23 protein-coding genes, 2 tRNA genes and 1 pseudogene are annotated in these 22,932 nt (G+C 69.6%); 12 read left to right on the top strand and 14 right to left on the bottom strand.

From position 1 onward, the window contains the following. The first annotated feature begins 33 nt into the window (after nt 1-33). From HTZ77_RS27655 to HTZ77_RS27640, 4 genes are all read left to right on the top strand, one after another. Complete coding sequence (locus tag HTZ77_RS27655; RefSeq protein ID WP_175592640.1) at nt 34-906, top strand: acyl-CoA thioesterase; 873 nt, start codon at nt 34-36, stop codon at nt 904-906. A gap of 108 nt (nt 907-1,014) precedes the next feature. Further along, complete coding sequence (locus HTZ77_RS27650; protein ID WP_175592639.1) at nt 1,015-1,275, top strand: hypothetical protein; 261 nt, start codon at nt 1,015-1,017, stop codon at nt 1,273-1,275. A gap of 129 nt (nt 1,276-1,404) precedes the next feature. Further along, nucleotides 1,405-1,674, top strand: a complete 270-nt coding sequence (locus tag HTZ77_RS27645) for a WhiB family transcriptional regulator (protein ID WP_175592638.1) — start codon at nt 1,405-1,407, stop codon at nt 1,672-1,674. 46 nt (nt 1,675-1,720) lie between these two features. After that, the gene (locus HTZ77_RS27640; RefSeq protein ID WP_175592637.1) at nt 1,721-1,915 is read left to right on the top strand and encodes a hypothetical protein; all 195 of its coding nucleotides are present in this window, start codon (nt 1,721-1,723) and stop codon (nt 1,913-1,915) included. A gap of 144 nt (nt 1,916-2,059) precedes the next feature. On the opposite strand, the gene HTZ77_RS27635 is transcribed toward HTZ77_RS27640, so the two are convergent. After that, nucleotides 2,060-3,325, bottom strand: a complete 1,266-nt coding sequence (locus HTZ77_RS27635) for a serine hydrolase domain-containing protein (RefSeq protein WP_175592636.1) — start codon at nt 3,323-3,325, stop codon at nt 2,060-2,062. Nucleotides 3,326-3,464: 139 nt separating this feature from the next. Here HTZ77_RS27635 and HTZ77_RS27630 point away from each other — a divergent pair, with 139 nt between their 5' ends. Then, complete coding sequence (locus HTZ77_RS27630; RefSeq protein ID WP_175592635.1) at nt 3,465-3,989, top strand: GNAT family N-acetyltransferase; 525 nt, start codon at nt 3,465-3,467, stop codon at nt 3,987-3,989. Nucleotides 3,990-4,112: 123 nt separating this feature from the next. Here HTZ77_RS27630 and HTZ77_RS27625 read toward each other — a convergent pair. From HTZ77_RS27625 to HTZ77_RS27600, 6 genes are all read right to left on the bottom strand, one after another. Beyond that, nucleotides 4,113-4,189: transfer RNA gene (locus HTZ77_RS27625), tRNA-Met, on the bottom strand. 198 nt (nt 4,190-4,387) lie between these two features. Next, nucleotides 4,388-4,464: transfer RNA gene (locus HTZ77_RS27620), tRNA-Met, on the bottom strand. Between the two features lie 62 nt (nt 4,465-4,526). Further along, on the bottom strand, nt 4,527-7,484 hold the full coding sequence (locus HTZ77_RS27615) for a UPF0182 family membrane protein (RefSeq protein ID WP_175592634.1): 2,958 nt from the start codon (nt 7,482-7,484) through the stop codon (nt 4,527-4,529). Between the two features lie 139 nt (nt 7,485-7,623). Then, on the bottom strand, nt 7,624-8,655 hold the full coding sequence (locus tag HTZ77_RS27610; RefSeq protein WP_328808793.1) for a YlbL family protein: 1,032 nt from the start codon (nt 8,653-8,655) through the stop codon (nt 7,624-7,626). Nucleotides 8,656-8,680: 25 nt separating this feature from the next. Further along, the gene (locus tag HTZ77_RS27605) at nt 8,681-9,106 is read right to left on the bottom strand and encodes a molybdenum cofactor biosynthesis protein MoaE (RefSeq protein ID WP_175592632.1); all 426 of its coding nucleotides are present in this window, start codon (nt 9,104-9,106) and stop codon (nt 8,681-8,683) included. A gap of 103 nt (nt 9,107-9,209) precedes the next feature. Continuing rightward, entirely contained in the window at nt 9,210-10,283 is a 1,074-nt protein-coding gene (locus HTZ77_RS27600) for an NAD-dependent epimerase/dehydratase family protein (RefSeq protein ID WP_175592985.1), read from the bottom strand. Between the two features lie 79 nt (nt 10,284-10,362). On the opposite strand from HTZ77_RS27600, the gene HTZ77_RS27595 reads away from it, so the two are divergent. From HTZ77_RS27595 to HTZ77_RS27585, 3 genes are all read left to right on the top strand, one after another. After that, nucleotides 10,363-11,640, top strand: coding sequence for a zinc-dependent metalloprotease (locus HTZ77_RS27595; protein WP_407940563.1), 1,278 nt, complete (start codon nt 10,363-10,365; stop codon nt 11,638-11,640). Further along, complete coding sequence (locus HTZ77_RS27590; RefSeq protein ID WP_175592631.1) at nt 11,637-12,209, top strand: NUDIX hydrolase; 573 nt, start codon at nt 11,637-11,639, stop codon at nt 12,207-12,209. The genes HTZ77_RS27595 and HTZ77_RS27590 overlap by 4 nt, the downstream gene beginning before the upstream one ends. A gap of 63 nt (nt 12,210-12,272) precedes the next feature. Continuing rightward, nucleotides 12,273-13,265 (top strand): endonuclease/exonuclease/phosphatase family protein, encoded by a 993-nt coding sequence (locus tag HTZ77_RS27585; RefSeq protein ID WP_175592630.1) that lies wholly within the window; start codon nt 12,273-12,275, stop codon nt 13,263-13,265. A gap of 81 nt (nt 13,266-13,346) precedes the next feature. Here HTZ77_RS27585 and HTZ77_RS27580 read toward each other — a convergent pair whose 3' ends face one another. From HTZ77_RS27580 to HTZ77_RS27565, 4 genes are all read right to left on the bottom strand, one after another. Next, nucleotides 13,347-13,889, bottom strand: coding sequence for a hypothetical protein (locus HTZ77_RS27580; RefSeq protein ID WP_328808792.1), 543 nt, complete (start codon nt 13,887-13,889; stop codon nt 13,347-13,349). Nucleotides 13,890-13,945: 56 nt separating this feature from the next. Next, nucleotides 13,946-14,461: a M48 metallopeptidase family protein gene (locus HTZ77_RS27575; RefSeq protein ID WP_175592628.1), complete on the bottom strand. Its 516-nt coding sequence runs from the start codon at nt 14,459-14,461 to the stop codon at nt 13,946-13,948. 67 nt (nt 14,462-14,528) lie between these two features. After that, the gene (locus tag HTZ77_RS27570; protein ID WP_175592627.1) at nt 14,529-15,311 is read right to left on the bottom strand and encodes an enoyl-CoA hydratase/isomerase family protein; all 783 of its coding nucleotides are present in this window, start codon (nt 15,309-15,311) and stop codon (nt 14,529-14,531) included. 416 nt (nt 15,312-15,727) lie between these two features. Beyond that, a complete protein-coding gene (locus HTZ77_RS27565) occupies nt 15,728-16,000 on the bottom strand; it encodes a hypothetical protein (protein ID WP_175592626.1) in 273 nt (90 codons plus the stop codon). Between HTZ77_RS27565 and HTZ77_RS48395 the strand changes: the two are divergent. From HTZ77_RS48395 to HTZ77_RS27550, 3 genes and pseudogenes are all read left to right on the top strand, one after another. Further along, nucleotides 15,905-16,273, top strand: a pseudogene (locus tag HTZ77_RS48395) (ThiF family adenylyltransferase); the annotation flags it as partial. The gene HTZ77_RS27565 and the pseudogene HTZ77_RS48395 overlap by 96 nt on opposite strands. Before the next feature lie 810 nt (nt 16,274-17,083). Beyond that, entirely contained in the window at nt 17,084-17,584 is a 501-nt protein-coding gene (locus HTZ77_RS27555) for a hypothetical protein (protein ID WP_175592624.1), read from the top strand. Between the two features lie 62 nt (nt 17,585-17,646). After that, a complete protein-coding gene (locus HTZ77_RS27550; RefSeq protein ID WP_175592623.1) occupies nt 17,647-18,981 on the top strand; it encodes an ABC1 kinase family protein in 1,335 nt (444 codons plus the stop codon). A 171-nt stretch (nt 18,982-19,152) separates the two neighbouring features. Here HTZ77_RS27550 and HTZ77_RS27545 read toward each other — a convergent pair whose 3' ends face one another. Then, the gene (locus tag HTZ77_RS27545; protein ID WP_235995260.1) at nt 19,153-19,695 is read right to left on the bottom strand and encodes a class I SAM-dependent methyltransferase; all 543 of its coding nucleotides are present in this window, start codon (nt 19,693-19,695) and stop codon (nt 19,153-19,155) included. A 443-nt stretch (nt 19,696-20,138) separates the two neighbouring features. On the opposite strand from HTZ77_RS27545, the gene HTZ77_RS27540 reads away from it, so the two are divergent. After that, complete coding sequence (locus HTZ77_RS27540; RefSeq protein WP_175592621.1) at nt 20,139-20,606, top strand: group II truncated hemoglobin; 468 nt, start codon at nt 20,139-20,141, stop codon at nt 20,604-20,606. A gap of 21 nt (nt 20,607-20,627) precedes the next feature. Here the strand turns inward: HTZ77_RS27540 and HTZ77_RS27535 are convergent, their stop codons facing one another. Both HTZ77_RS27535 and HTZ77_RS27530 read right to left on the bottom strand, forming a co-directional pair. Next, nucleotides 20,628-20,870 carry a hypothetical protein gene (locus HTZ77_RS27535; RefSeq protein ID WP_175592620.1) on the bottom strand — a complete coding sequence of 81 codons (243 nt, stop codon included), beginning with the start codon at nt 20,868-20,870 and terminating at the stop codon, nt 20,628-20,630. Between the two features lie 1,079 nt (nt 20,871-21,949). Next, nucleotides 21,950-22,351 carry a hypothetical protein gene (locus HTZ77_RS27530; protein WP_175592619.1) on the bottom strand — a complete coding sequence of 134 codons (402 nt, stop codon included), beginning with the start codon at nt 22,349-22,351 and terminating at the stop codon, nt 21,950-21,952. Nucleotides 22,352-22,932 lie beyond the last annotated feature (581 nt).

The following is a 22,932-nucleotide window of genomic DNA, read 5'->3' as shown; positions in this document are numbered from 1 at the left end:
CCGTACCAAACTTGCTCATCCTGAGGGGGACCCGTGAACGAGGCGCTGAAGGAGCTGCTCGACCTGCTCGATCTTGAGCAGATCGAGCTCGACATCTTCCGCGGGCGCAGCCCCGAGGAGCGCATCCAGCGGGTCTTCGGCGGCCAGGTCGCCGCGCAGGCGCTGGTCGCGGCCGGCCGCACGGCGCCGCCGGACCGGGCGGTCCACTCGCTGCACGCCTACTTCATCCGGCCGGGCGACCCGTCCGTGCCGATCGTGTACAACGTCGAGCGGGTGCGCGACGGGCGCTCCTTCACCACGCGCCGCGTCGTGGCCATCCAGCACGGCAAGGCCATCTTCACGATGTCGGCCTCGTTCCACATCTTCGAGGACGGGCTGGAGCATCAGGCGTCGGTCATGCCGGAGGTGCCCGACCCCGCGACGCTGCCGACGTTCCAGGACCGCATGTACGCGCTGGTGGGCGACCGGCCGGAGTACCGCGACTGGCTCTCCCGGCCCCGGCCGGTGGATGCCCGCTACGCCACGCCGCTGACGTGGGAGGCCCACCGCAACCCGGAGCTGCGCAGCGCGAAGACGAACGTGTGGTTCCGCTACGACGCCGACCTGCCCGACGACCCGCTGCTGCACGTGGTGCTGGCGGCCTACGCCTCCGACTTCACGCTTGTCGACACGGTCCTGCTCGCCCACGGCATCGCCTGGGGCGCCTCCGACATCCAGGGCGCCTCGCTGGACCACGCCATGTGGTTCCACCGGCCGTTCCGGGCCGACGACTGGCTGCTGTACGCGCAGCAGTCGCCGTGGGCGGGAGGGGCCCGGGGGCTCGCGCGCGGTGAGATGTTCACCGCGTCCGGTGACCTCGTCGTGTCCGTCGTGCAGGAGGCGATGATCCGTGTCACGAAGTCGTGAAATCGCAGGTAGAAAATAGGTTGCCGGTATCTGCGTTCCCGGTTTAGGGTCATGGTCAAGCAAGTCGGACGGTCCTGTCCGGCGATCCGTAGATGGAGGTGAGTCCCAGTGATCAGCATCAACATGTCGGCCACGCAGTGGCTCGCTTCCGCATGCCGTAGCACGGTGAGGCTCGCCGATGGGCCGGCCAAGCTGCGGCAGGAGAAGTCTGCCCGCAGCCAGGCTCCCGTCTACGCGCGCGTCCACCTGGGCGCCGCCGCCCCGAGTGCCCCGGCTGCCGCCGCAGGCGCCGACGTGCCGACCCAGCAGATCACCAAGGGTGGAATGCGCGGTCCGCAACCCTGGAGGGATGCTCCGGTCACAACCTGACCGGCACACAGCAGCCCCCAGGCCGCGGATCCGCACCAAGGATCCGCGGCCTTCTTGTTTGTCCGTGATCCCCGACCACCTACGAGGTGCCCGACCAAGATCAACAGGATCGAATCAAAGGAGACACAGATGGGGGCCAAGACGATCATGGACCTGATCGACGAAGCCAAGATCCCCTGTCGTACCGACCCTGACCTGTGGTTCGCCGAATCGCCGCAGGACGTGGAGTTCGCGAAGACACTCTGCGGCGGCTGCCCCATCCAGAAGGCCTGCCTGGCCCGCGCGCTCGAGCGCGAGGAGCCGTGGGGCGTCTGGGGCGGCGAGCTGATCCTCCGGGGCGTCATCGTGCCCCGCAAGCGGCCCCGCGGGCGTCCCCGCAAGCACCCGGTCGCTGCCTGACCCACCTTTCCGCACCGCAGTTCTTCATCAGAAAGCAGACAAAGCAATGAACATCGGAATCATCCACAGCCTCGAAGTCCCGCATCTGAGCCATGACCTGGTCAACGACCGAATACAAACCCTCCACCGCGAGGCGGAGGAGCAGCGGCTCATCGCCAGCGTCCAGCGCGTGGAGCGGGCGCGGCGACAGGTCCGGCGAGCCAACGAACGGCTGCGCAGGGCTCTGAGCCAGCAGGTGTGACGCGGAGATCCTGCCGCCGGCGCAGGATCTCCCGTCCATGCCGGGCCACCGCACGGACCTCCCGTCCAGGCGGTGGCACCCCATGAATGACCGGGGCCGGGCGCGAATCGTCGCGCCCGGCCCTTCTCCGTCTCTCCGGACGTGTCAGAAGTACTTGGGGGTGAGGTCCGTCGTCGGCCACGTCGTCACGGTGCCGGTCGCCTGCCCGAGGATCGGGTCGATCGAGTCGAAGTCGGGGCTGCCCGTCTCCTCGCGCCGGTTGAAGATCGCGCAGTAGCTGACGCCGTTCTGGATCCGGGCGAAGAAGCTGAACGTGCCCGGCATCGACCCGGTGTGCCAGGTGTTGAGCGTGCCCACGTTGTTGTTGCGCACGCTCCAGCCGAAGCCGTACCAGGAGCCGCCCGAGTTCATGCCGATCTCCGGCTTGGCGAAGATCCGCGAGAGCGACGTGGAGTTCAGCACCGTCCCGGCCTTGTCGAAGACGAAGCCCCACTTGACCATGTCCACGGCCGAGGCCAGCCAGCCGCCGTTCGCGTCCTGGTTGGGCATGTTGAACCCGCCGTACGGGTACGGCACGACGGTGCCCGAGTCATCGAGCACGGTCTTGTTGGTGAGCTTCGAGGTGTAGGTGACCTCGCTCATCCCGGTCTCCGTCATCAGGCTGCGGCCGAGCTTCATCCGGGTGATGCCGGCCGGCGCCAGCAGCTTCTGCTTGACGTACGCCTCGTAGCTCATCCCGGACACCTTCTCGATGATCCGGCCGAGCAGCATGTAGCCGTAGTTGCTGTAGGCGTACTTGGTGCCCGGGTCGTAGTCGAGCTTCCTGGCCGTGGACCACTTCATGATGTCGGCGTGGTCGACCGGCAGCGAGATCCCGAGCGAGGCGGCGATCGTGTGGTCGGCCCAGAGCTGGTCCGGCGACACCGCGCGGTCCCAGCCGCCCAGGTGCTGCAGCAGCCGCGTCACGGTCACCTGGGCCAGCCGGGGGTCGGCGTCGGCCGACAGGCCCAGCAGCGACGCGACCGGCGCCGTGAGGCTCAGCTTGCCGTCCTGGGCGAGCCGGGCGATGGCGGCGCCGGTGATGTTCTTGCTCAGGCTCGCGATCCGGAACAACGACGTCGGCTGCACCCGGGCGAAGACCCTGCCCTCGGACGTGGTCCTGGTGTACGAGCCGTAGCCGCGGGCCAGCAGGATCTTGCCGTTCTTGGCCACCGCGAGCTGGGCGCAGCCGATCTCCCGCTCGGTGACGTACTTCTGCATCGCCTGGTCGAAGCCGGCCATCGAGCTCGGCACGACACCCGTGACCGGCAAGGAGAAGGACGCCGCCCGCGCGGGCCGGGCTCCGAGCGCGATGGCGGGCACCGCCGCGGCACCTGTCTGGAGCAGGCGTCGTCGGCTCAGCGTAGTCATAATGTCCCCTCTTGCCTCAACTGCAACATTGGGGACCTTTACTACCACAGTCAGCTGGTAAGCCCTCTTGCGATCGCCCGAAACCGGCGTAAGATCCCTGGGTTCCCGACCGTCCCCGACCCGAAGGGACCCCTGCCACGTGACCACGCGACGCGTCCTGCCGCCGCCCACGGCCCGGCTCTCGTTCCGCGAGCTGACCCCTCACGACCTCGACGACATGGCCGCCCTGCTGGGCGATCCGGAGGTGATGCGCTACTACCCCCGCACCCGCACCCGCGAGGAGTCGCTGCGCTGGATCGAGTCCAGCGAGCGCAGTTACGCCGAGCACGGGTACGGGCTCTGGGCGCTCACGGTGCGCGAGACCGGGGAGTTCGCCGGCAACTGCGGCCTGACCCTGCAGCCGGTGGAGGGCGAGGTCTTCACCGAGGTCGGCTACCTGGTGCCGCCCGGGCTCCAGGGCCGGGGCTACGCCACCGAGGCCGCCCTGGCCTGCCGCGACCTCGCGCGCGACGTCCTCAAGGTGGACCGGCTGATCTCGATCATCCACCCGGACAACGTCCCCTCCCAGCGCGTGGCCGAGAAACTGGGGCTCGGCCGGGAGCGCACGGCGCTGTATCACGGGCTGCCGCGCAGCATCTATTCGACCACCTTCGGCGAAAGCTGACCCCACGATGTCGGCAAAAGAGGAAATGAGGCTCAGCGCTGTGTTCTTGTGATTCCCGAGGGATGCGAACGTGCGCGGGCAATAAAACAGAGGCCCGGAGAAAACTCTCCGGACCTCTGTCAGTGGTAGCGGGGGCAGGATTTGAACCTACGACCTCTGGGTTATGAGCCCAGCGAGCTACCGAACTGCTCCACCCCGCGTCGGTGTGTGTCTTGAGACTATAGGCACGGCTGCGCGGTGGCAAATCGACAGCCAGCGCCGGTCTCCTTGATATTCCAGGAGCGTATGGAATTTCGGTCCTTTGTGTGACGTGTCACATCAAGTGGCCGGAGGACGGAAACCGGCGAACTCATGCCCCAAAAGCAAAGGCCCGGAGGAAGTCCTCCGGGCCTTTGACCTGGTAGCGGGGGCAGGATTTGAACCTGCGACCTCTGGGTTATGAGCCCAGCGAGCTACCGAACTGCTCCACCCCGCGTCGTGTGTCTAAAGACTATAGGGATCGCGGGGCAGTGGCAAATCGCCGGGGCCACGTGGCGGCTACGTGCCTCCCTGCGGGCTCGCCGAGGCCGACCCCGTGGGCGTCGCGCTCGGCGAGGGCGACGGAGAGGACGGAGACGTCGCCGTCGGTGCCGGAGTGCCCGTGGGCGCCGACGTCGGCGTCGTGGTGGGCACCTGGGCCCCCAGCCCCTGCAGCGCCTTCAGGGCGTCGTCCAGGCGCTTCTGCGCCTTGCCGTACGCGTCCCAGTCAGGCGGGCTGGCCTTCAGGGCGTTCTGGGCGTCCTGGTAGGCCTTCTGCGCCGTGGTGATGGCCTGGGCGAGGGCCGACGTCTGCTGGTTGGGCTGCGTCTGCTGTGGTTGCTGCTGGTTGGGTTGCTGCTGGGTCTCGCTGAAGACCTGCGCGAGCGCGTCCTCCAGCTTGTCGCCCGAGCCCACCTTGTTGCCGAACGCCACCAGCACCCGCCGCAGGATCGGGTACGGCTCCTGGCCGGTGCCGGCCTTGGTCTGGACGTACACCGGCTCGACGTAGATGAGCCCGCCCGCGTAGGGCAGCGTCAGCAGGTTGCCGTACCGGACGTTGGCGTTGCCCAGGCCCAGCGGGCCCAGCTCGCCGGAGAACTTGTTCTGGAAGTTGTTCTGCGCCTGGCCCGGACCCGGGATGGCGGTGTTGGACGGCATGCGCAGGATGCGCAGCTTGCCGTAGTCCTGGCCCCACGTGGAGCCGGCCGCCATGAACGCCGCGAGGTTCGGCCCTTCCTTGGGCACGAACGTCGTCGTCAGCGAGAACGACGGCTTGGCGTCCTGGACCGGCATCGTCGCGGTCAGGTAGTACGGCGGCTGCTTGATCGACTGGTTGCCCTGCGACGGGTCGCTCGGGACGTTCCAGAAGTCCTGGCCGTTGTAGAAGGCCGAGGCGTTGGTGATGTGGTAGCGCGAGAGCGTGTAGCGCTGCACCTTGAACAGGTCCTCGGGGTAGCGCACGTGGCTCAGCAGGTCGGGGCTCATCTTCGAGACCGGCTGCAGGATCCCCGGGAACGCCTTGCTCCACGTCCGCAGCACCGGGTCCTTGTCGTCCCAGGCGTACAGCCTGACCGTGCCGTCGTAGGCGTCGACCGTGGCCTTCACCGAGTTGCGGATGTAGTTGATCTTGTCCTGGGGCTGCTGCGCGACCACGCGCCGGTCGACGGCCGTGTCACGGGTCATGTCGCCCAGGCTCTCGCTCTGGGAGTACGGGTACTCGTTCGAGGTCGTGTAGCCGTCGATGATCCAGGTGACGCGCCCGTCCACGACCGCCGGGTACGGGTTGCCGTCGAGGGTCAGGAACGGCGCCACCTTCTGGACCCGGTCGCGCGGGTTGCGCTCGTACAGGATCTTCGAGTTGTCGTTGATGTCGCCCGACAGCAGGATGTTCTTCTCGCCGTACTTGGCCGCGTAGACCAGCCGGTTGACGAACGAGCCGACCGGCACGCCGCCCTTGCCGGCGTAGGTGGTGTTCTTCTGGCCGGTGCCGCCGGTGTCGGGGTAGTCGAGCTCCTGCGGCCTGCTCGGGTCACCGCCGGCGATGACGTACTCGCTGGAGTTGATCTCGCCGAAGTAGACGCGCGACTCCTTCAGCCCCGTCGAGCCGGCCAGCGGGCCGGTGACCGGCATGTCCTTGGCGTCGTAGGCGGGCAGGCCGCCCGGATCGACCTCGTTGCCGGGCGCGGCCACGATGCCGTAGCCGTGGGTGTAGACCAGCGCCTGGTTGATCCAGTTGCCCGGGCCGTCGGGGGAGTTGAGCAGCTCCCGGACGCCCACGACGTGGTCGACCAGCTTGCCGTTGGCGTCCTTGTAGCGGTCGACGTCGAGCTGGTCGGAGAAGCCGTAGAAGCCGCGGATGCGCTGCGTCTGGTCGAACGTGGAAGACACCAGTGCGGGGTCCAGCAGGCGCACGCCGCTCACCGACGCGTCGCCGTCGGTCTTCACCTTGGCCGGGTCGGACTCCGCGGAGTACTGCAGGATCTCGGCGTCGTCCACCCCGTACGCCTCACGGGTGGCCTTGATGTTGCGGTCGATGTAGGCCGCTTCCTTGAGCTGCTGGTTGGGCTTGACCTGGAACTGCTCGACCAGCGCCGGGTAGACGCCGCCGATCAGCACCGCCGACAGCACCAGCAGGCCGAACGACACGCCGGGCAGCATGCCGCCGGGCCGCACCACGCCCGCGAAGAACAGCGCGGCGCAGATCAGCGCGATGATCGCCAGGATGGTCTTGGCCGGGAGGACGGCGTTGACGTCGGTGTAGGACGCCCCGTCGACGTAGCCCCGGTCGGAGAACACCAGCCCGAACCGGTCCACCCAGTAGGCCACGGCCTTCAGCAGCACGAACACGCCGAGCAGCACCGACAGGTGCACCCGCGCCGCGCGCGAGGCGTGGACGCCGGGCGACTGGAGCCGGAACCCGCCGTACAGGTAGTGCGTGATCGCCGCCAGGACGATCGAGATGATCACGGCGGTGAACAGGAAGTTCAGCACCATCCGGATGAACGGGTAGTCGAACATGAAGAACGACACGTCAATGCCGAACACCGGGTCCGTCTTGCCGACGGTCGTCCCGTTGGCGAACTCCAGCCACGTCTGCCATTCACCGGCGAAGGAGGAACCCGCGAACAGCGCGAGCATGCCCATGCCGAGGATGAAGATCAGCTTTCGGTGGGGGTCGAGCGCCATCCGGTAGCGGTCGGCGCCGCTCCCTCCGCCGAACACGGCGGGCCCGAACATCGGCCGGGTGCGGTAGGCCAGCACCATGTTGCCGCCGACTATGCCGACCATCAGCACCGCCCCGATGAGGAACAGTACGATCTCCGTCAGCAGCACACCGGAGAACACCGAGGTGTAGTCGACCGAGTCGAACCACAGATAGTCGGTGTAGATGCCGGAGAAGAGGAAGAACAACGCCACGATCGCCACGAGCGCGATCGCGACGGGCAGGAGCAATCTCGGCCGGCGGGGCAAGCGCATCGCCCGGCCGGCTCCTGGGGTCCGGAAGCTCAAGGCCAACCCCTCGTCGTGGTGAACAAACGGTCCGTGTCTGGCAACCTACACCGCTGTGCCAGCCCTTCGACTAACGCACGGCGATCGGCGGAAGTTTCATCAGGCGTCATCCGGCGGAGCAGGCCGGCACCTGTCCCTTACCCGTGCGGAGGGCGTCCAGAGCCTGCACCGCCTCGTGCAGTGAAGTGGCCTTGACCAGGCGCAACCCGTCGGGAACGGCCTTCATGGCCTCCGCGCAGTTGTCGGCCGGCGTCAGGAAGACGGTCGCCCCGGCCTTGCGCGCGCCGACCATCTTCTGAGCGATCCCGCCGATCGGGCCGACCGCGCCGGACGGGTCGATGGTGCCGGTCCCGGCGATGTCCTTGCCGCCGGTCAGCTCCCCCGGCGTGAGCTTGTCGAGGATGCCGAGCGAGAACATCAGCCCGGCGCTCGGCCCGCCGACGTCGCCCACGTTGATGGCGACGTCGAACGGGAACTTGTACTTCGCCTGCATCATCATGCCGACGACCGTCTTGCCCCCGGCGCCCCGCACGGTCGGCACGGTGACGTCGAGCTTGTCCTGGCCGCGGGTGATGGCGAACGTCACGTCGCGGCCGGGCTCGACCGCCTTGACCGCCTCGGAGATGCCCTCCACGTCGCCGACCGGCTTGCCGCCGACCGCGGTGATCTCGTCGCCCTTGCGCAGCCTGCCGTCGGCCGGCTTGCCCTTCTCGGTGGACACCACCGACACGGCCGTGCTGTACGGGATCTTCAGCTCGGTGAGCGCCGCGGCCTTCGCGTAGTCCTGCGAGTTGGCCATCTCGACGGTGTTCTCCTCCTCGACCTGCTGCTGCGAGCGGGTGTCGGGGAAGATCGTCGACTCGGGCACCACGGCGACGGTCGGGTCGATCCAGCCGCGCAGCGCGGTCAGCAGGTCGATCTGGCTGCTCGGCCCGCCCTGGTAGGCGACGGTGACGAGGTTGAGCTGACCGCTGGTCGGATAGGTCTGCCGGCCTGTAATGCTGATCACGGGCTTCTTGTCGACCACGCCGATCGTGTTCTCGGTCGGCCCCGGGCTCAGCACCACGTACGGCACCTTCATCACCGCGCCCATGACGCCGAGAGTGAGCACGAGGAAGCCCGCAACCAGCAGGGTCAAGGCGCGACGCGACATGAGGACGAGCTTATTCGCAGGCGCCGACCCACTCGGCCGAGCCGTCGGCGAACACCTGATGTTTCCAGATCGGCACCTCGGCCTTGAGGTCGTCTATGAGTCTGCGGGAGGCGGCGAACGCCTCGCCGCGGTGCGGCGTCGCCACGGCGACGATCACCGCGATGTCGCCCAGCTCCAGGTCGCCGACCCGGTGGACGGCCGCGAGCGCCGTGACGGGGAAGTCGGCCGCGACCTTCTCGGCCACGCGCCGCAGCTCGGCCTCGGCCGTCGGATGCGCGGAGTAGGACAGGCGGGTCACCGGCTTGCCGTGGTCCTGCTCGCGTACGGTGCCGACGAACAGCGTCGTGCCACCGGCGGCGTGGTCGCCCACGGCGGCGAGCACCTCCTCCACGGAGAGCGAGGTGTCACGTATGCCGAGCAACCGGATGACGTCCACGACGAAAGCCTACCGAACCGGCCCGCGCCCTCACCGGCGGTACTCGCGGCGGACCTCGTGGACGCCCGTCACCGATGCTCTGCCGTCACTGATGCTCTGGCGGTCACTGGCGGCGCTTGCGGCGGACCTGGCGCACGATGGCGGCCGTGCCGATGACGGCGACCGTCGCGCCCGCCGCGGTGAGCGTGGCCTCCTTGACCGGCAGACGCCTGCCGACCACGGTCGTCGCCTTCTCGCGCAGCTCCAGGAGCTGCTTGAAGGCGGCCTCGTTGGTCCACGACGGCTTCCAGCCCGCCTCGCGCAGCCGGGCGCAGTCGACCACCCACGGGTAGACGACGTAGTGCAGGTCGGTGGCCGGCGCCGGGGTGATGCCCAGCCGGTGCAGCCGCTGCGCGGTGCCGAACGTCAGCCCGGCCGGCAGCTCGAACCTGCGCAGCCCCGACATCTCCTCGACCTGCTCCTGCTCCAGCCAGCCGTCGGAGCCGACCCCGACCACGCCCGTCACCACGCCCCGCGCCGCCAGCTCCAGCGCCGACACCAGGTCGTCCAGGTGGCAGAACTGCCAGCGCGGCGAGCAGCCCTTGACCGTCAGCAGCCGCGGCGACTCGAAATGGCGGGTGATGACCGTGTCGACGCCGGGGCCCACGACCGCCGCGGGCCGCAGCACCGTCACCTCCAGACCGGGATGGCTGCGCAGCGACCGCCGCGCGAGCGCCTCGATCTCCAGGTAGTCGCCCACGACCCCCGTGTCGGGCTCGGCCGCCACCGCGGCGTCCTCCGGCAACGGTACGTCGTTCTCCGGCGCAGCCCCGTAGACCATCGCGCTCGTGACCAGCACCACCCGCCGCACGCGCGCGGCGGCGGCGGCCGTGAGCACGGTCTGCGCGGCCCTCAGGTTGTACGCGCGGCGCTCACGCGGGTCGGAGTCGACCGCGTAGTCACCGGCCAGGTGGACGATGACGTCGATGTCGGAGATCCGGTTCGCCAAGAGCGGATCCCGGACGTCGATGACTCTCCAGGTCGCCTCCCGGACGTCGCCGCGCTCCTCGTCAATGGCCACCACCCTGCGGAAATCCGCGGAGGATACGAGCCTTGCGAGCAGCTCGCGGCCCAGCCCTGAGGCCGCGCCGGTGACGGCGACGACTGGTTGGCGCGGGCGTTTCGAGGTAGGCACCAGGTCCTCACTTTGCACTGATCCGCCGCAGGACGACTAACGTGGCGGATGTGGACTCCTCCATCCTGCACGAGGTAGAGCGGTGACTGACCTGCCAGGTCGCGAAAACGACCCCAACGAAAACCCGTTCGCCATGTTCGGCGACCCTGAGCAGATGGCTCAGGCGATGCGCCAGTTCGCCGACATGCTGTCGGCGCCCCAGGGATCCGGCCCGGTCAACTGGGACATGGCCAAGAACATCGCCCGTCACGCCGTGGTGGCCGAGGGCGATCCCAGCGTCATGGAGGGAGAGCGCCGGCAGATCGTCGAGGCCCTGCGCCTGGCCGACCTGTGGCTCAACGAGGCCACCACGCTGCCCAGCGGCGTCGGCGCCCCCGAGGCGTGGAGCCGTTCCGAGTGGATCGAGAACACGATCCCCGTCTGGCGCACGCTGTGCGAGCCGATCGCGGCGCGCATGGTCGAGACCATGGGCGGCGCGCTCGGCGGCTCGGGCCTGCCGCCCGAGGCCCAGCAGATGGCCGGGCCGCTCATGGGCATGCTCAAGCAGATGGGCGGCATGATGGTCGGCCAGCAGATCGGCCAGGCCCTCGGCTCGCTGGCGCGCGAGGTGATCGGCACCACCGACATCGGCCTGCCGCTGTCCGACCGGGCCGCGCTGCTGCCCGGCGGCATCGCCTCCTTCAGCCAGGGGCTGGAGCTGCCGGCCGACGAGATCCGCCTGTACCTGGCGCTGCGCGAGGCCGCGCACCACCGGCTGTTCCAGCATGTGCCGTGGCTGCGCGCCCACCTGCTGGGCGCGGTCGAGGAGTACGCGCGGGGCATCACGGTCGACACCTCCGCCCTGGAGGAGCAGATCCGCGGGCTCGACGTCAGCAACCCCCAGGCCATCCAGGAGGCCCTGAGCGGCGGCGGCCTGCTCAAGCCCGAGGAGACCGAGCGGCAGAAGGCCGCCCTGGCCCGCCTGGAGACCGCGCTCGCCCTGGTCGAGGGCTGGGTCGCCACCGTGGCCGGCCACGCCGCCGAGGGCAAGCTGCCCTCGGCCGGCGCTCTCGCCGAGACCGTACGCCGGCGCCGCGCCACCGGCGGCCCGGCCGAGCTGACCTTCGGCACCCTCGTGGGCCTCGAACTGCGTCCCCGGCGGCTGCGCGAGGCCGCCGCGCTGTGGGAGGCGGTCCGCGAGGCGCGCGGCGTCGACGGGCGCGACGCGATGTGGTCCCACCCCGACCTGATGCCGTCGGCCGACGACCTCGACGACCCCGAGGCGTTCGTCCGCGGCGAGTCGGCGTGGGACATCTCACAGCTCGAAGGCGGGCAGGGAGAGACGAAGGACGAGGAGAAGGGCGAGGACGACCAGAAGTGAGCCTGCACGGCGACGCGGTGGCCGTCCTGTCCGGCTGGACGGCGCCCACCGCCGAGGAGGAACGGCTCCGCGTAGGGTTCCTCGACCACCTGCGTGACCACGACGACGCGATGCTGCGCGCCTGCGTGCCCGGCCACCTCACGGCCACCACGGCGGTGCTGTCGCACGACGGCGGGCGGGTGCTGCTCACCCTGCACCCCAAGGCCGGCATGTGGCTGCCGATGGGCGGCCACTGCGAGCCGTCCGACTCCTCGCTGGCCGCCGTCGCCCTGCGCGAGGCCATCGAGGAGTCCGGCATCCCGGGCCTGGAGCTGCTGCCGGGCCCGCTGGCGCTCGACCGGCACGAGGTGTGGTGCCATCCGCCGCGGAGCTGGCACCTCGACGTCGAGTACGCCGCCGTGGCGCCGCCCGGCGCCGAGGCGGTCATCAGCGACGAGTCGCTGGACCTGCGCTGGTTCCCCGTCGACGAGATCCCGGAGCTGTCGGACGAGGCCACCCGCCGCCTCGCGGCACGCGGAAGGGACATTCTCCTGTCACGTCTTACACCACGTTCACAGGTGTCCGGCTAGAGTCCGTACCGTTCCACGCCTGCGGCGTCCGGCCCAGGTTAGGAACGGTCCAAAGGGGAAGATGTGGGGATCTCAGCCGACAGCACCGTCGGAGGCACGATCGTCACCGCCGCCAAGCGGCGCCGCCGGCTGCCCGCCACGCTGACGTGGCTGGCCGTGACGCCGTTCGCGGCGTGGGCCGTGACCAGGGTCGCCGGCCTCGAACGCGGTTCGCTGCCGACGCAGCTCATGACCGCCACGCCGTACGTCGCGGCGGGCTCCCTGATCCCGCTCCTCCTGGCCGCGCTGGGCCGCAGGCGCGCCGCCACGGCCGTCGCCCTCGTCGCGACGGCCGCGCTCGGCGCCAGCGTCCTGCCCCGGGCGCTCGGCACGGCCGACGCCACCCCCGGCCGGCCGCTGCGGGTCCTCACGCTCAACATGCTGTTCGGCAGGGCCGACCCGTACGCGGTCATGGACCTCGTCCACCGCCTCGACCCGGACGTGCTGAGCACCCAGGAGCTCACCCCCGGCGCCGTCGAGGAGCTCGACGCGCTGGGCCTCAAGAGCCTGATGCCCCACCGGGTGCTGCAGGCCGAGTGGAGCGCCACCGGGAGCGGCCTGTTCTGCAAACACCCGCTGGTGGCGATGCCCGAGCTCGCGCCGACCGTAGGCCATCACATGCCGGCGGCCAGGATCGCGCTGCCGGGCGGCACGGCGATCGAGTTCGTCGACGTCCATCCCTACCCGCCGCTGGGGCCCCAGGCCGTGGAGTGGAGCGAGGCCCTCGGCCGGTTGCCGTCGGCCTCCAAGGACGTGGTGCGCGTGCTGGCGGGCGACTTCAACGCCTCGCTCGACCACGCGCCGATGCGCGGCGTGCTGTCGCGTGGTTACAAGGACGCCGCCGACCAGGTGGGGGCCGGGCTGGTCCCGACGTGGCCGGCCAACAAGAAGGTGCCGCCGATCATCACGATCGACCACGTGCTGGTGGACCACCGGGTGGGGGTGCGCGAGGTCAGCGTCCACACGGTGCCGGGCACCGACCACCGCGCGGTCTTCGCCGAGCTCGCCGTACCGTGACGCGCGTCGCGTCGCGAGATCGGCGTGCTCCTCGCCGGCTGCTTCCTGAAGGACGGGCCCGGGTGTGAAGGTCGGGCCAGGTCAGCGGAGCGAGGAGAGACCCGACCCGGACAACAGCGTCCGGGTGTTGTCCCAGCCTTCCAGCCCCGGATCGAGCCGCATGAGGTCGTCGGCGGTCCGCAGCCGGTGCCAGCCCGGCACTGTGGCCACCGTCCGCCTGCCCGGAGCCGCCGCGCGCAGCGCCGCGACCGGCTCGTCCTCGTCGAGCCCGGCCCCCGCCCACGCGGGCATCGGCAGCCCGAACGCCATCGCGACGGCCCCGCCGCCGTCGGCGGGACACACGCTCACCTGGGCCCGTCCCAGCTCGCGGAACAGCTTGCCGATCAGCAGCGGCGGCAGGTCGGGCGCGTCGGCGGACACCACCACGGCCTGGTCGCCGCCCAGCCGCCCCGCGACCCCCGCCAGGGGCTCGTCCTCGGGCACCTCGATCACCTCGGTGCCCGGCCAGACCAGGTGGTCGAGCCCCGGAACCTCGGTCACCAGGACGGGCGTCACCAGGTCGAGGCCGGCGACCACCTCGTAGGCGTCCTCGGCGACCGCCTCCAGGAACTCCCTCGGGTCCACGCCCTCAGGGGCCGCCCCGGACATGCTCTGCCGTACGAGAACCGCGGCTGTCCGCCTCAACATTCCTCCGGCGCGGTGTGGGCGGCGGCCGAGAAGCCCTCCAGGAATCCACGCGCCCGCTCGGCCCGCGGGTACTGCTCCACCAGCGTCCAGAACGCGGGGCCGTGGCTCGGCACCAGCAGGTGGACCAGCTCGTGGATGATCACATAGTCGATCACCCATTCGGGCAGGCCCTTGAGCCGGGTCGAGATCCGGATCGTGCCGTTCTCCGGGGTGCACGAGCCCCACCGGTGCTGCTGGTTGTCGACCCAGCGCACGCTCGCCGGATCGGCCTTGCCGTCGAGGAACTTCGTCGACAGCTCCCTGGCCCGGGCGAGGAGGCCCTCGTCGGTCGGCTTCCTCCGGCGCTCCTTGGCCGCTAGCCGATCGAGCATCCGGCTCACCCATTCGTCCGCGTCTTGACCGGTCAGCCAGGCGGGCAGGAGCACGATCGTCTTGTCGCCGTCGCGGTATGCGGAGACCGTACGCCGGCGACGAGAACTCCGACGGACCTCGACTGTCTCGGGGGGCACATATGCACGTTAGCCGACACCGGCGAAATTCCACAGAGGGCAGTGCTTGTTTCTCCTGGTCAGGTGATTAAGAGCCGGTGAATTTGGGCACACGCCTTTCCCGCTGCGCCGCGAGCCCCTCCATCAGATCGGCGGAAGCCATGGTCACGGGCTGTGCGAGGGCCTCCCAGCGCAGCGCGGCCTCGAGATCCGCGTGGCCGGCGGCCAGAGCGACTTTGGTGAGCCGGGTGGCGACGGGAGCGTTCCTGATGATCTCTCCCGCCACGGCGGAGACTTCCGTCATGAGGTCAGCTCGCGGAAATGAACGATTTACCAAACCTTTAATCTCCGCCTCCCTGCCCGAAATAGCCCTTCCGGTGAGCAGCATCTCCCGCGCCGGCGCGACGCCCGCCCTGGCGGGCAGCAGATAGGTGGCCGCCATGCCCGGGTGCAGCCCGAGCGAGGTGAACGGCGCGAGCAGCCGGGCGTCGTCGGCCGCGTACACGAGGTCGCACGCGAGCGCCAGGCAGAGCCCCGCGCCGACGGCGGGCCCGTTGACGGCCGCGATCGTCGGCACCTCCAGCGCCGTGATGGACAGCCAGGAACGGTAGAACTCCAGCATCCGGTCGCGCAGCGCGGGGACGGGCTCGACGTTCCGCTCGCCCAGCCACGACAGGTCACCACCGGCGGAGAACGCGGACCCGGCCCCGGTGACGACCACGCACCGCACGTCCCGGTCGCGGGCCAGCTCGGCCATGGTGGTGCGCCACTGCTCGGTCATGCCGTCGGTCATGGCGTTGCGCCGGTCGGGACGGTTCAGGGTCAGCAGCACGACACCGTCGGGGTCGCGCTCGACGAGAAGCTCGGTCATGCGGGGAGCGTACGACGGGGGCGGGTTCGTGGGGCGGTGCGAGCCCGCTCCGACGGCTGCCCTTCACGGTCACGCAAGCCTTCGGCGTCCCCCGGCATCCCCTGGCGTCCCCCGGCATCCCCTGGCGTCCCCCGGCATCCCCTGGCGTCCCCCGGCATCCCCGACGTTCCTCGGCGTCCTTCGGCGTCCTTCGGCGTCCTTCGGCCGTCCAGACCTTCACCCCATGCCTCCCCGCACCCCACCCGCGACTGCCCAAGCCGCGTGACTGCCCAAGCCGCGACAGCCCGAGGCCACAGACGAACGCACCTTCCCGCAGCGATTCGTCACGATGATGGAGCGACGACCCCCCAGGTTTTCCACACCCACCCCCAACCCCGCCGACTTATCCACAGCCTGCGAAAACTCGCCCCACGAGGTCACCACGCCGTGGAAACCTTCCGCCCATGAGGCCACGTGTGAAGCCCGCCCTCCGCCGCATCCTCCGCGACGAGCACACCCTCCAGATCGGCGTACACCCCGCCAGAGCGGTCATCCTGACCGGTCTCACCGTCCCGGTCCGGCGATGGCTGGCCCTGCTCGACGGCACGCGCGACATGCGTCAGGTGCTGCGCGCCGCGTCCGCGGCCGGCCTGGACGAGCCGATGGCCCGTGCCCTGCTCGATCAGCTCGTCGCCCGCAGGGTGCTCCACGACGCCTCAGCCGGTCACGTGCCGCTGCGCGGGCTGTCCCTGGCGGAGCGCGACCGGCTGGAGCCCGACGTCGACGCCCTCGACCTGGCGTCCCCGGGCTCCGACGGCGGCTTCGCCGCGTTCGAGGCGAGGAGACGCGCACGGGTCCGCGTCTACGGAGCAGGCCGGATCGGGGCGCAGATCGTCGCCCTGCTGGCCTCGTGCGGAGTGGGCGACATCCGGGTGTTCGACCCGGGCCCCGTCCGCCCCCGCGACCTCACGCCCGGCGGCCTGACCTGGAGCGAGCTGGGCCTCAGCCGCCAGGACGGAGCTGTGGCGGTCGCACGCCGCCTCACCTCCGGCGGCGCCCTTGCTGGCCGGCAAACGGACGGCACTGTGAGCCAGGGCGCGAACGGGGCGTCAGCGGCCGACAAGCCCCCGGCGGCCGGTCACGTCACTCCCACCCTGCCGGTCCCTCACCGGCCAGGCCCCCACTCTCGCGGGAAGCACACCCCCTCAGCCACCGTCAGCCCTCTCGCCCGTCCGCAGCGAACGGGCTCCCACTCCCTCCGGCCCGGCGCCCACCCACCAACGCCGGCCCGTCCCAACGAGCCCCCGAACCACCACCCACCATCAGCCCGGGCCTATGACGACATGGCATCGGCCCGGATCCATGAGGACCCGCGACCAGCTCGGGCCTATGACGACCCGCCATCGGCCCAGATCCATGACGACCCGCGACCAGCCCCGGCCCATGAGGACCCGCGACCAGCCCGGGCCCACGACGACCCACCATCAGCCCGGATGCATGACACCCCGCCATCCGCCCGCAACCAAGACCACTCACCCAGGGCCCACCAGACCCACGACCGCCACCCAGCGGCTCACCAGACCGAGGACCGTCGCCCTCCAGCCCCCGATCAGACCGACGACCGTCCACCAACGGGACAACAGACCCAGACCCACCCCCCAACGGCACCAAGCGCAAGCGACATCCACCCGCGCCCAGCCACGCCAGGAAGGAGCCTCCGGCCCGCACCAGACCGGGCCCGTCACCACTCGACCATCACCCCGCCGCCCCCTCCGGGCACACCGTCCACCCTGGTGCAAGCCGGCGGCCCCTACCTGGGCGACGGAACGCACCGCCCTGACCTGGTGATCCTGGCCCCCGTCGAGCCGCTCGACTTCGTCCTGGTCAACGAGCTGGCCGAGCTGGGCATCCCGCACCTGCCGGCCTCCGCGTTCGAGGGGCACGGGTCCGTGGGGCCGCTCGTCCTGCCGGGCCGTACGACGTGCCTGCACTGCCTCGACCTGACCCGGCGTGACCGCGACCCCGGCTGGGCGATGGTGACCGCCCGGCTGGGCGGCTACCCACCAGGCGAGATCGCCTGCGACACCACCCTGGCCGCGATCGTGGCCGCCGCCGCGACGAGCCACGCGCTGGCCCATCTGGACGGCCGTCCGTCCGCTGTGACGAACTGCACAGCGGACGTTACCCCCGATGGACGCTGGGGCAGCACGCCCTGGACGCGTCATCCTGAATGTCGTTGTATGCGAAACAATCCTTATTCGCTAAGAATGGTCGTGTCGCCCAAGAGCGACTGAGGTGTTCCGGCGCCGACCGTCGAAAGGGGGAGCGGTTTCTCGCCGAGAGACCGCGTATCAGTGTGAGCGATCTTCCGCGCCGCGCCGTCACGCGCTCCGCCAAGCTGGCCACCCTTCCTCTGGGGTTCGCCGGCCGCGCCGCCCTTGGACTCGGCAAGCGGATCGGCGGCAAACCGGCCGAGACGGTGGCCCTGGAGATCCAGCAGCGGACGGCCGAGCAGATCTTCAAGGTGCTCGGCGAGCTCAAGGGCGGAGCGATGAAGGTGGGACAGGCCCTGTCCATCTTCGAGGCCGCCCTGCCCCAGGAGATCGTGGGCCCCTACCGTGCCACCCTGACCCGGTTGCAGGAGGCGGCGCCCCCGCTGCCCACGGCCACCGTTCACAAGGTGCTGGCCGAGCAGCTCGGCGACGACTGGCGCGACCACTTCATCTCGTTCGACGACAAGCCCACGGCCGCCGCGTCGATCGGTCAGGTCCACCGGGCCGTCTGGCACGACGGCCGGGAGGCCGCCGTCAAGATCCAGTATCCGGGGGCGGGCAAGGCGCTGCTCGGCGACTTCGCCCAGCTCGCCCGGCTCGGCAAACTGTTCGGGGTCATGCTGCCGGGTCTCGACATCAAGGCGGTGCTGGCGGAGCTGCGCGAGCGCATCGCCGAGGAGCTGGACTACCTCCGCGAGGCTGAGGCGCAGCACGCCTTCGCCCTCGAGTTCATGGACGACCCCGACTTCCACGTTCCCGACGTGATCGCCGCCAACGAGATGGTGCTCGTCAGCGAGTGGATGGACGGCACGCCGCTGTCCCGGATCATCGCCGAGGGCACCAAGGAAGAGCGCGACCGGATGGGGCTGCTGTTCGTCCGCTTTCTCTTCTCCTCGCCGGCGCGCGTCGGCATGCTGCACGCCGACCCGCACCCGGGCAACTTCCGCATGCTGTCGAACGGCAAGCTGGGCATCCTCGACTTCGGCGCCGTCAACCGGCTCCCCGACGGCTACCCGCAGGCGTTCGGCAAGTTGACCCGGATCTTCAACCAGGGCGACATGCGGACCGTGGTCAACGGCCTGAGGGAAGAGGGCTTCATCCGCCCGGAGATCGAGGTGAACCCGGACGCGCTGCGCGCGTTCCTCGCCCCGTACGTGGAGCCCACGGCGGTGGAGGAGTTCACGTTCAGCCGGGAATGGCTCCAGGCGCAGGCCGCCACCGCCACCGACCTGCGCCCGACGAACGTGGTGCGTCAGCTCAACCTTCCGGTGTCGTACGTCCTCATCCACCGGGTCCACGCGGCCGGGGTCGGAGTCCTGTGCCAGCTCAACACGACGGCGCGGTTTCGCGACGAGGTCATCCGCTGGGTCCCCGGCTTCGCGGACGACCCGAACGACGAGGCCCTGGCCCTCAGCTGACTCATGCGCGGCGCGGCCAGGACGGATGTCCCTGGCAGGGGCTGTGCGGGACGCGCATCACGGTGCCCGGAAGACCAACGCCGCTCGTACGGCATGCGAACCACAGAGCTCGGCAGCTCGTACGGCATGGGAATCACAGAGCTCAGGGGGAAGGAAGCCCCGCCGGATGGGTCACTGGGCCTGAAAAGTCAGCAGATAGCGCCAGAACAACAGCCGCCTGATCCGCACCCCGGGCAGGAGCGTCGCGGCCTCCCTCCTGACCTCCTCCGACGTCATGCTCGGCGCCGTCACCGGCGCGTCGACCTCCGGAGCGGGACGTCCGATCAACGCGAGCCGCATCGCGGCGTTGGCGGGGATGGCCAGCAGGTCGAACAGGTAATCCGAAGGAGCGCTCGCCCGGTAGCACCCCAGCACGGCCAGCACCCCGCCGGGCGCCAGCGCCGCCCTCAACGCGCGTACGGTGTCGAACGGCACATGGTGCAGGCTCGCCAGGCAGGAGATGTAGTCGTAGCGGCCGGGTTCCAGCTCCATGGTGGTGATGTCGCCGTGGATGTAACGGATGCCTTGCCCCGTGGCGGCGTCGATGACGGCCTTGTCGGGATCGACCGCGTCCACGTCCAGCCCTCGCGCGGCGAGCGTGCGCGCGAATCGTCCCGTTCCGCACCCCACGTCGAGCGCCCGGCGGGCTCCACGAGGGATCTGCCTGGTCAGCAAGGGGTGATAGTGATCATTGTGGTTGAAGGCCATTCGAAGATTGTCCAGGCTTCGCGTAGCGCCGGGGCGTTCTCGCGGTGACGGGATGAGACCAGGACCCCTCGCCGGCAGCCGGTGCGTGGACTGAGTGTGCGCAGTGTGCGGAGCGGATATGTGCCCGGCGGGTGGAGCGTGACGTACCGCCTATGCCGATGTGAAGGCGGAGCCCAGCCGGTGAAGAGACGCGAAGACATCGGGGACATCGGCGCCTGTGCACGACGACATCCTCATGGCCACGACTCCTGTGCGACGCCCGCATCCACGGGCGGCGTTCAGAGCGCGTCCCGTACCTGCGCGTCCTGGGGCGTGCTTGCCCGTCAGAGGCGCATCCTGTGACTCCACATGGCCCGGCGACTGGCCAAATAGGCTTGAGCCGCTTCAGCTCCACCTGATTACATCATTACGTGACAAATGAGACAGTGCCGACTCTCTACGAGTGGGCAGGCGGAGCGGAGGCGCTGGAGCGCCTCACGGAGGCCTTCTACACGCATGTCCGGAAGGACGATCTGGTCGGCCCGCTGTTCCGGCACATGGATCCTGACCATCCCCGCTATGTCGCCATGTGGCTGGCGGAGGTGTTCGGCGGTCCCGACCGCTACACGAAGGAGCGCGGCGGCTATTCCCACATGCTGTCCATGCACCTGGGCAAGGCGATCACCGAACCGCAGCGGCGCCGCTGGGTGAACCTGCTCATGGACGCCGCCGACGAGGTGGGTCTGCCGGACGATCCCGAGTTCAGGGCGGCGTTCGCCGGCTACATCGAATGGGGAACCAGGTTGGCGCTGCACAACTCCCAGCCCGACGCCAAGCCGGCGACGAGCGCACCGGTGCCGCGATGGGGATGGGGCGTCGCGCCGCCGTACCAGCCCTGAAAGACCGGTGAGGTCGTAGGTTCAGGTCGTCCAGTCCCGATCGTCCTCTTCGAAGTACGATCGGGGCTCCTCCAACAGGTCCGTGTGCACGTCGGACTCCCGCGGGTCCTCCTCGTGGACCCAGTGCGAGATGCCGCGCGCCGCCTCATCGTCGATCTCGGCGATGCGATGCCGCTCCGGGAACCTGTCGCGGTACATGGCGACCCACGACTCCTGTACGTCGTCGCCCATGTCATAGCTGATTTCGTAGAGTTGCTCGCTCATGGCACTCACGCTCTTATGATCATCTTGGCGGCCCTTCGGACGGCCCAGCCGGCGAGGAGAAGGCCGAAGATCGTCTCTCCGACGCGCATCCAGAGGGCGGATTGGGCGTCCGCGTAAATCACTACGCCAACCCACATTAGGCCGAATATCCCCACAAAGGCGACTGCCGCCCAATTCAACCCTCGCTGCCACATACGCGCAGTCTGACAGCCATAGCACCAAGGGTGGGTATGTGCGAAGTTGTCATCCAGTCACCCCCGCCGCCGGCGCATCACACGACTCCCGCCCCTGCTCACAGGGGCTGAGTGCGTGAGGGACGGCCCTGGCACCCCACTCCGAGGCCGCCGACGCCCCGTCCGAACGGCCTGACGGAGAACGGCCTCACGGAGGTCGGGGTGCGGACGCCTGACGGGGACGAGTTCGGCCACCGATCCCCTGCCGTAGCCCCGCATGACCGAGGCGCCCCTTGCTTCCGGCAGCGAGGGCCGTCCAAGACAGGCGGTGTCGGACGCACCCGAGCGGCGCAGGCTCGGAACGAGCACGGCCGCCGGCCGGTAGGTGACAACCAGTGGCGTTGACGCCCAGACGTAGACAGGCGTCCGCTCACCACGTGTGTCGACGCCCGGCCGGCCACCGGCATCTCACGGAAGCCGGTGATATGCCGGGCGCAGACCACTGATAGCGCGTTCGCTGGTGGGCCGGGCGCAGACTCCTGACGGCAGCCGTCCGCCGGCGAACACAGAGGCGCGGGCGGCTCGGCTGGTCACACCAGAGCAGTGACCGCTCAGGCCGGTCAGACGGAACGGTGGCCGGTCAGACCGGGACGGTGGCCAGCCAGACCGGAACGGTGGCTGGCCGGAACGCGATGGTGGCGGGATGGAGGTGCGCTCGCGGGGGACGTGACGCTGGCCGCCTGCGCGGTGACGCTGGCCGTCTGCGCGGTGACGCTGGCCGTCTGCGCGTGACGCCGGCTGGTCAGCGGGAGTCGACGGCCGGACAGACGCCACCGGCGGCCGGTCAGCGACAAGCCCGGTACCGGTGGGTGGTGGGACTCGGTACCGGTCGGTGGGAGAGGCGGCTCAGTGGGAGAGACGGCGGCCGGTGCCGACGCACCGGCGCAGGCGCATGCCCTGCGGACGCTGCCGCTGGCCGTTCTGCTCCAGGCAGGCGAGCAACGCCTCGGCCGCCCGAGCGTCGGACAGGATGCGCTGCACCGCCTCGCCCTCCTCGGGGAGCTGGCCGTGCTCGGCGAGCTCGTGCTTGAGGAAGACCAACGGGTCCGGCGCGCCGACCGTGTCAGCAGCCACGGTGGCGCGCGCGGCGGTGAGGAGACGCAGGTAGTACGTCCGCAGGATGGCCTCACGCGTGCGGACGTGCTCCAGGTCGTCGATCAGAGTCCGGGCGACCCGCAGCAGGTCGCCGGCGTGGGTCGCCTCGTCGGCGAGGAAGGCGCGGATGTCGTCGAACTCCGAGCGGGTCATTGCGGACACCTCCGAAGGTGCAGAGTGCTCGTAAGTACTTCGTACCTTCACGCGATTGCGGATGGGTTGACGTCGGCTTGCCGCGCGACCAAGCCGACTCGTCGTACGAACAGCTCACGTCATCCCGAGGTTTGAGTGACATGAGGGGAGGGAAGGACCATGTGATTACCCGAGTGGCGCGAAGCAGGGGCGCAGGGCTGCTAGAGTTGTCCGCGCAGGGCAGCCAGGGGCTCGGGAGAGCCTCGGAGAAGCCCAGCACCTCCCTCCAACTTCTGGCTCAGTCCGGACGATTCGCATGTGTCTGGATCGGCTGGTAAGTTAGAGGGGTTGCCCCGGAGACGGGGTGCGGTCGGAATTCCGAAAGCGCCGAATTTGACAGAAAATACGGTCGCTGAAAGAATAAAGACACAACGAACGAACGAAACGAAAAGCGCCTCTCGCAGGACCGGGGAGAACGCGTCCGTTTCTTGAGAACTCAACAGTGTGTTAAAAGCCAGTGCATGAACAATGCATGACCCCGTCATATCGGCGAAAGCCGGTGACGGATTCCTTTTTAGTTGGGTATCAGACCTTTAATGGAG

The sequence above is a fragment of the Nonomuraea montanisoli genome (assembly GCF_013363975.1).
Taxonomy (GTDB): Bacteria; Actinomycetota; Actinomycetes; order Streptosporangiales; family Streptosporangiaceae; genus Nonomuraea; species Nonomuraea montanisoli.
The sequence above is the reverse complement of the archived record's forward strand: the minus strand, read 5'-3'. Positions and strand labels throughout refer to the sequence as shown.

Excerpts from the sequence above, each read along its gene's own strand:
- HTZ77_RS27570 (WP_175592627.1), bottom strand. The coding sequence starts at position 15,311 with ATGACCGAGCTTCTCGTCGAGCGCGACCCCGACGGTGTCGTGCTGCTG.
- HTZ77_RS27635 (WP_175592636.1), bottom strand. The coding sequence starts at position 3,325 with ATGACTACGCTGAGCCGACGACGCCTGCTCCAGACAGGTGCCGCGGCG.
- HTZ77_RS27645 (WP_175592638.1), top strand. The coding sequence starts at position 1,405 with ATGGGGGCCAAGACGATCATGGACCTGATCGACGAAGCCAAGATCCCC.
- HTZ77_RS27640 (WP_175592637.1), top strand. The coding sequence starts at position 1,721 with ATGAACATCGGAATCATCCACAGCCTCGAAGTCCCGCATCTGAGCCAT.
- HTZ77_RS27530 (WP_175592619.1), bottom strand. The coding sequence starts at position 22,351 with ATGACCCGCTCGGAGTTCGACGACATCCGCGCCTTCCTCGCCGACGAG.
- HTZ77_RS27535 (WP_175592620.1), bottom strand. The coding sequence starts at position 20,870 with ATGAGCGAGCAACTCTACGAAATCAGCTATGACATGGGCGACGACGTA.
- HTZ77_RS27615 (WP_175592634.1), bottom strand. The coding sequence starts at position 7,484 with ATGCGCTTGCCCCGCCGGCCGAGATTGCTCCTGCCCGTCGCGATCGCG.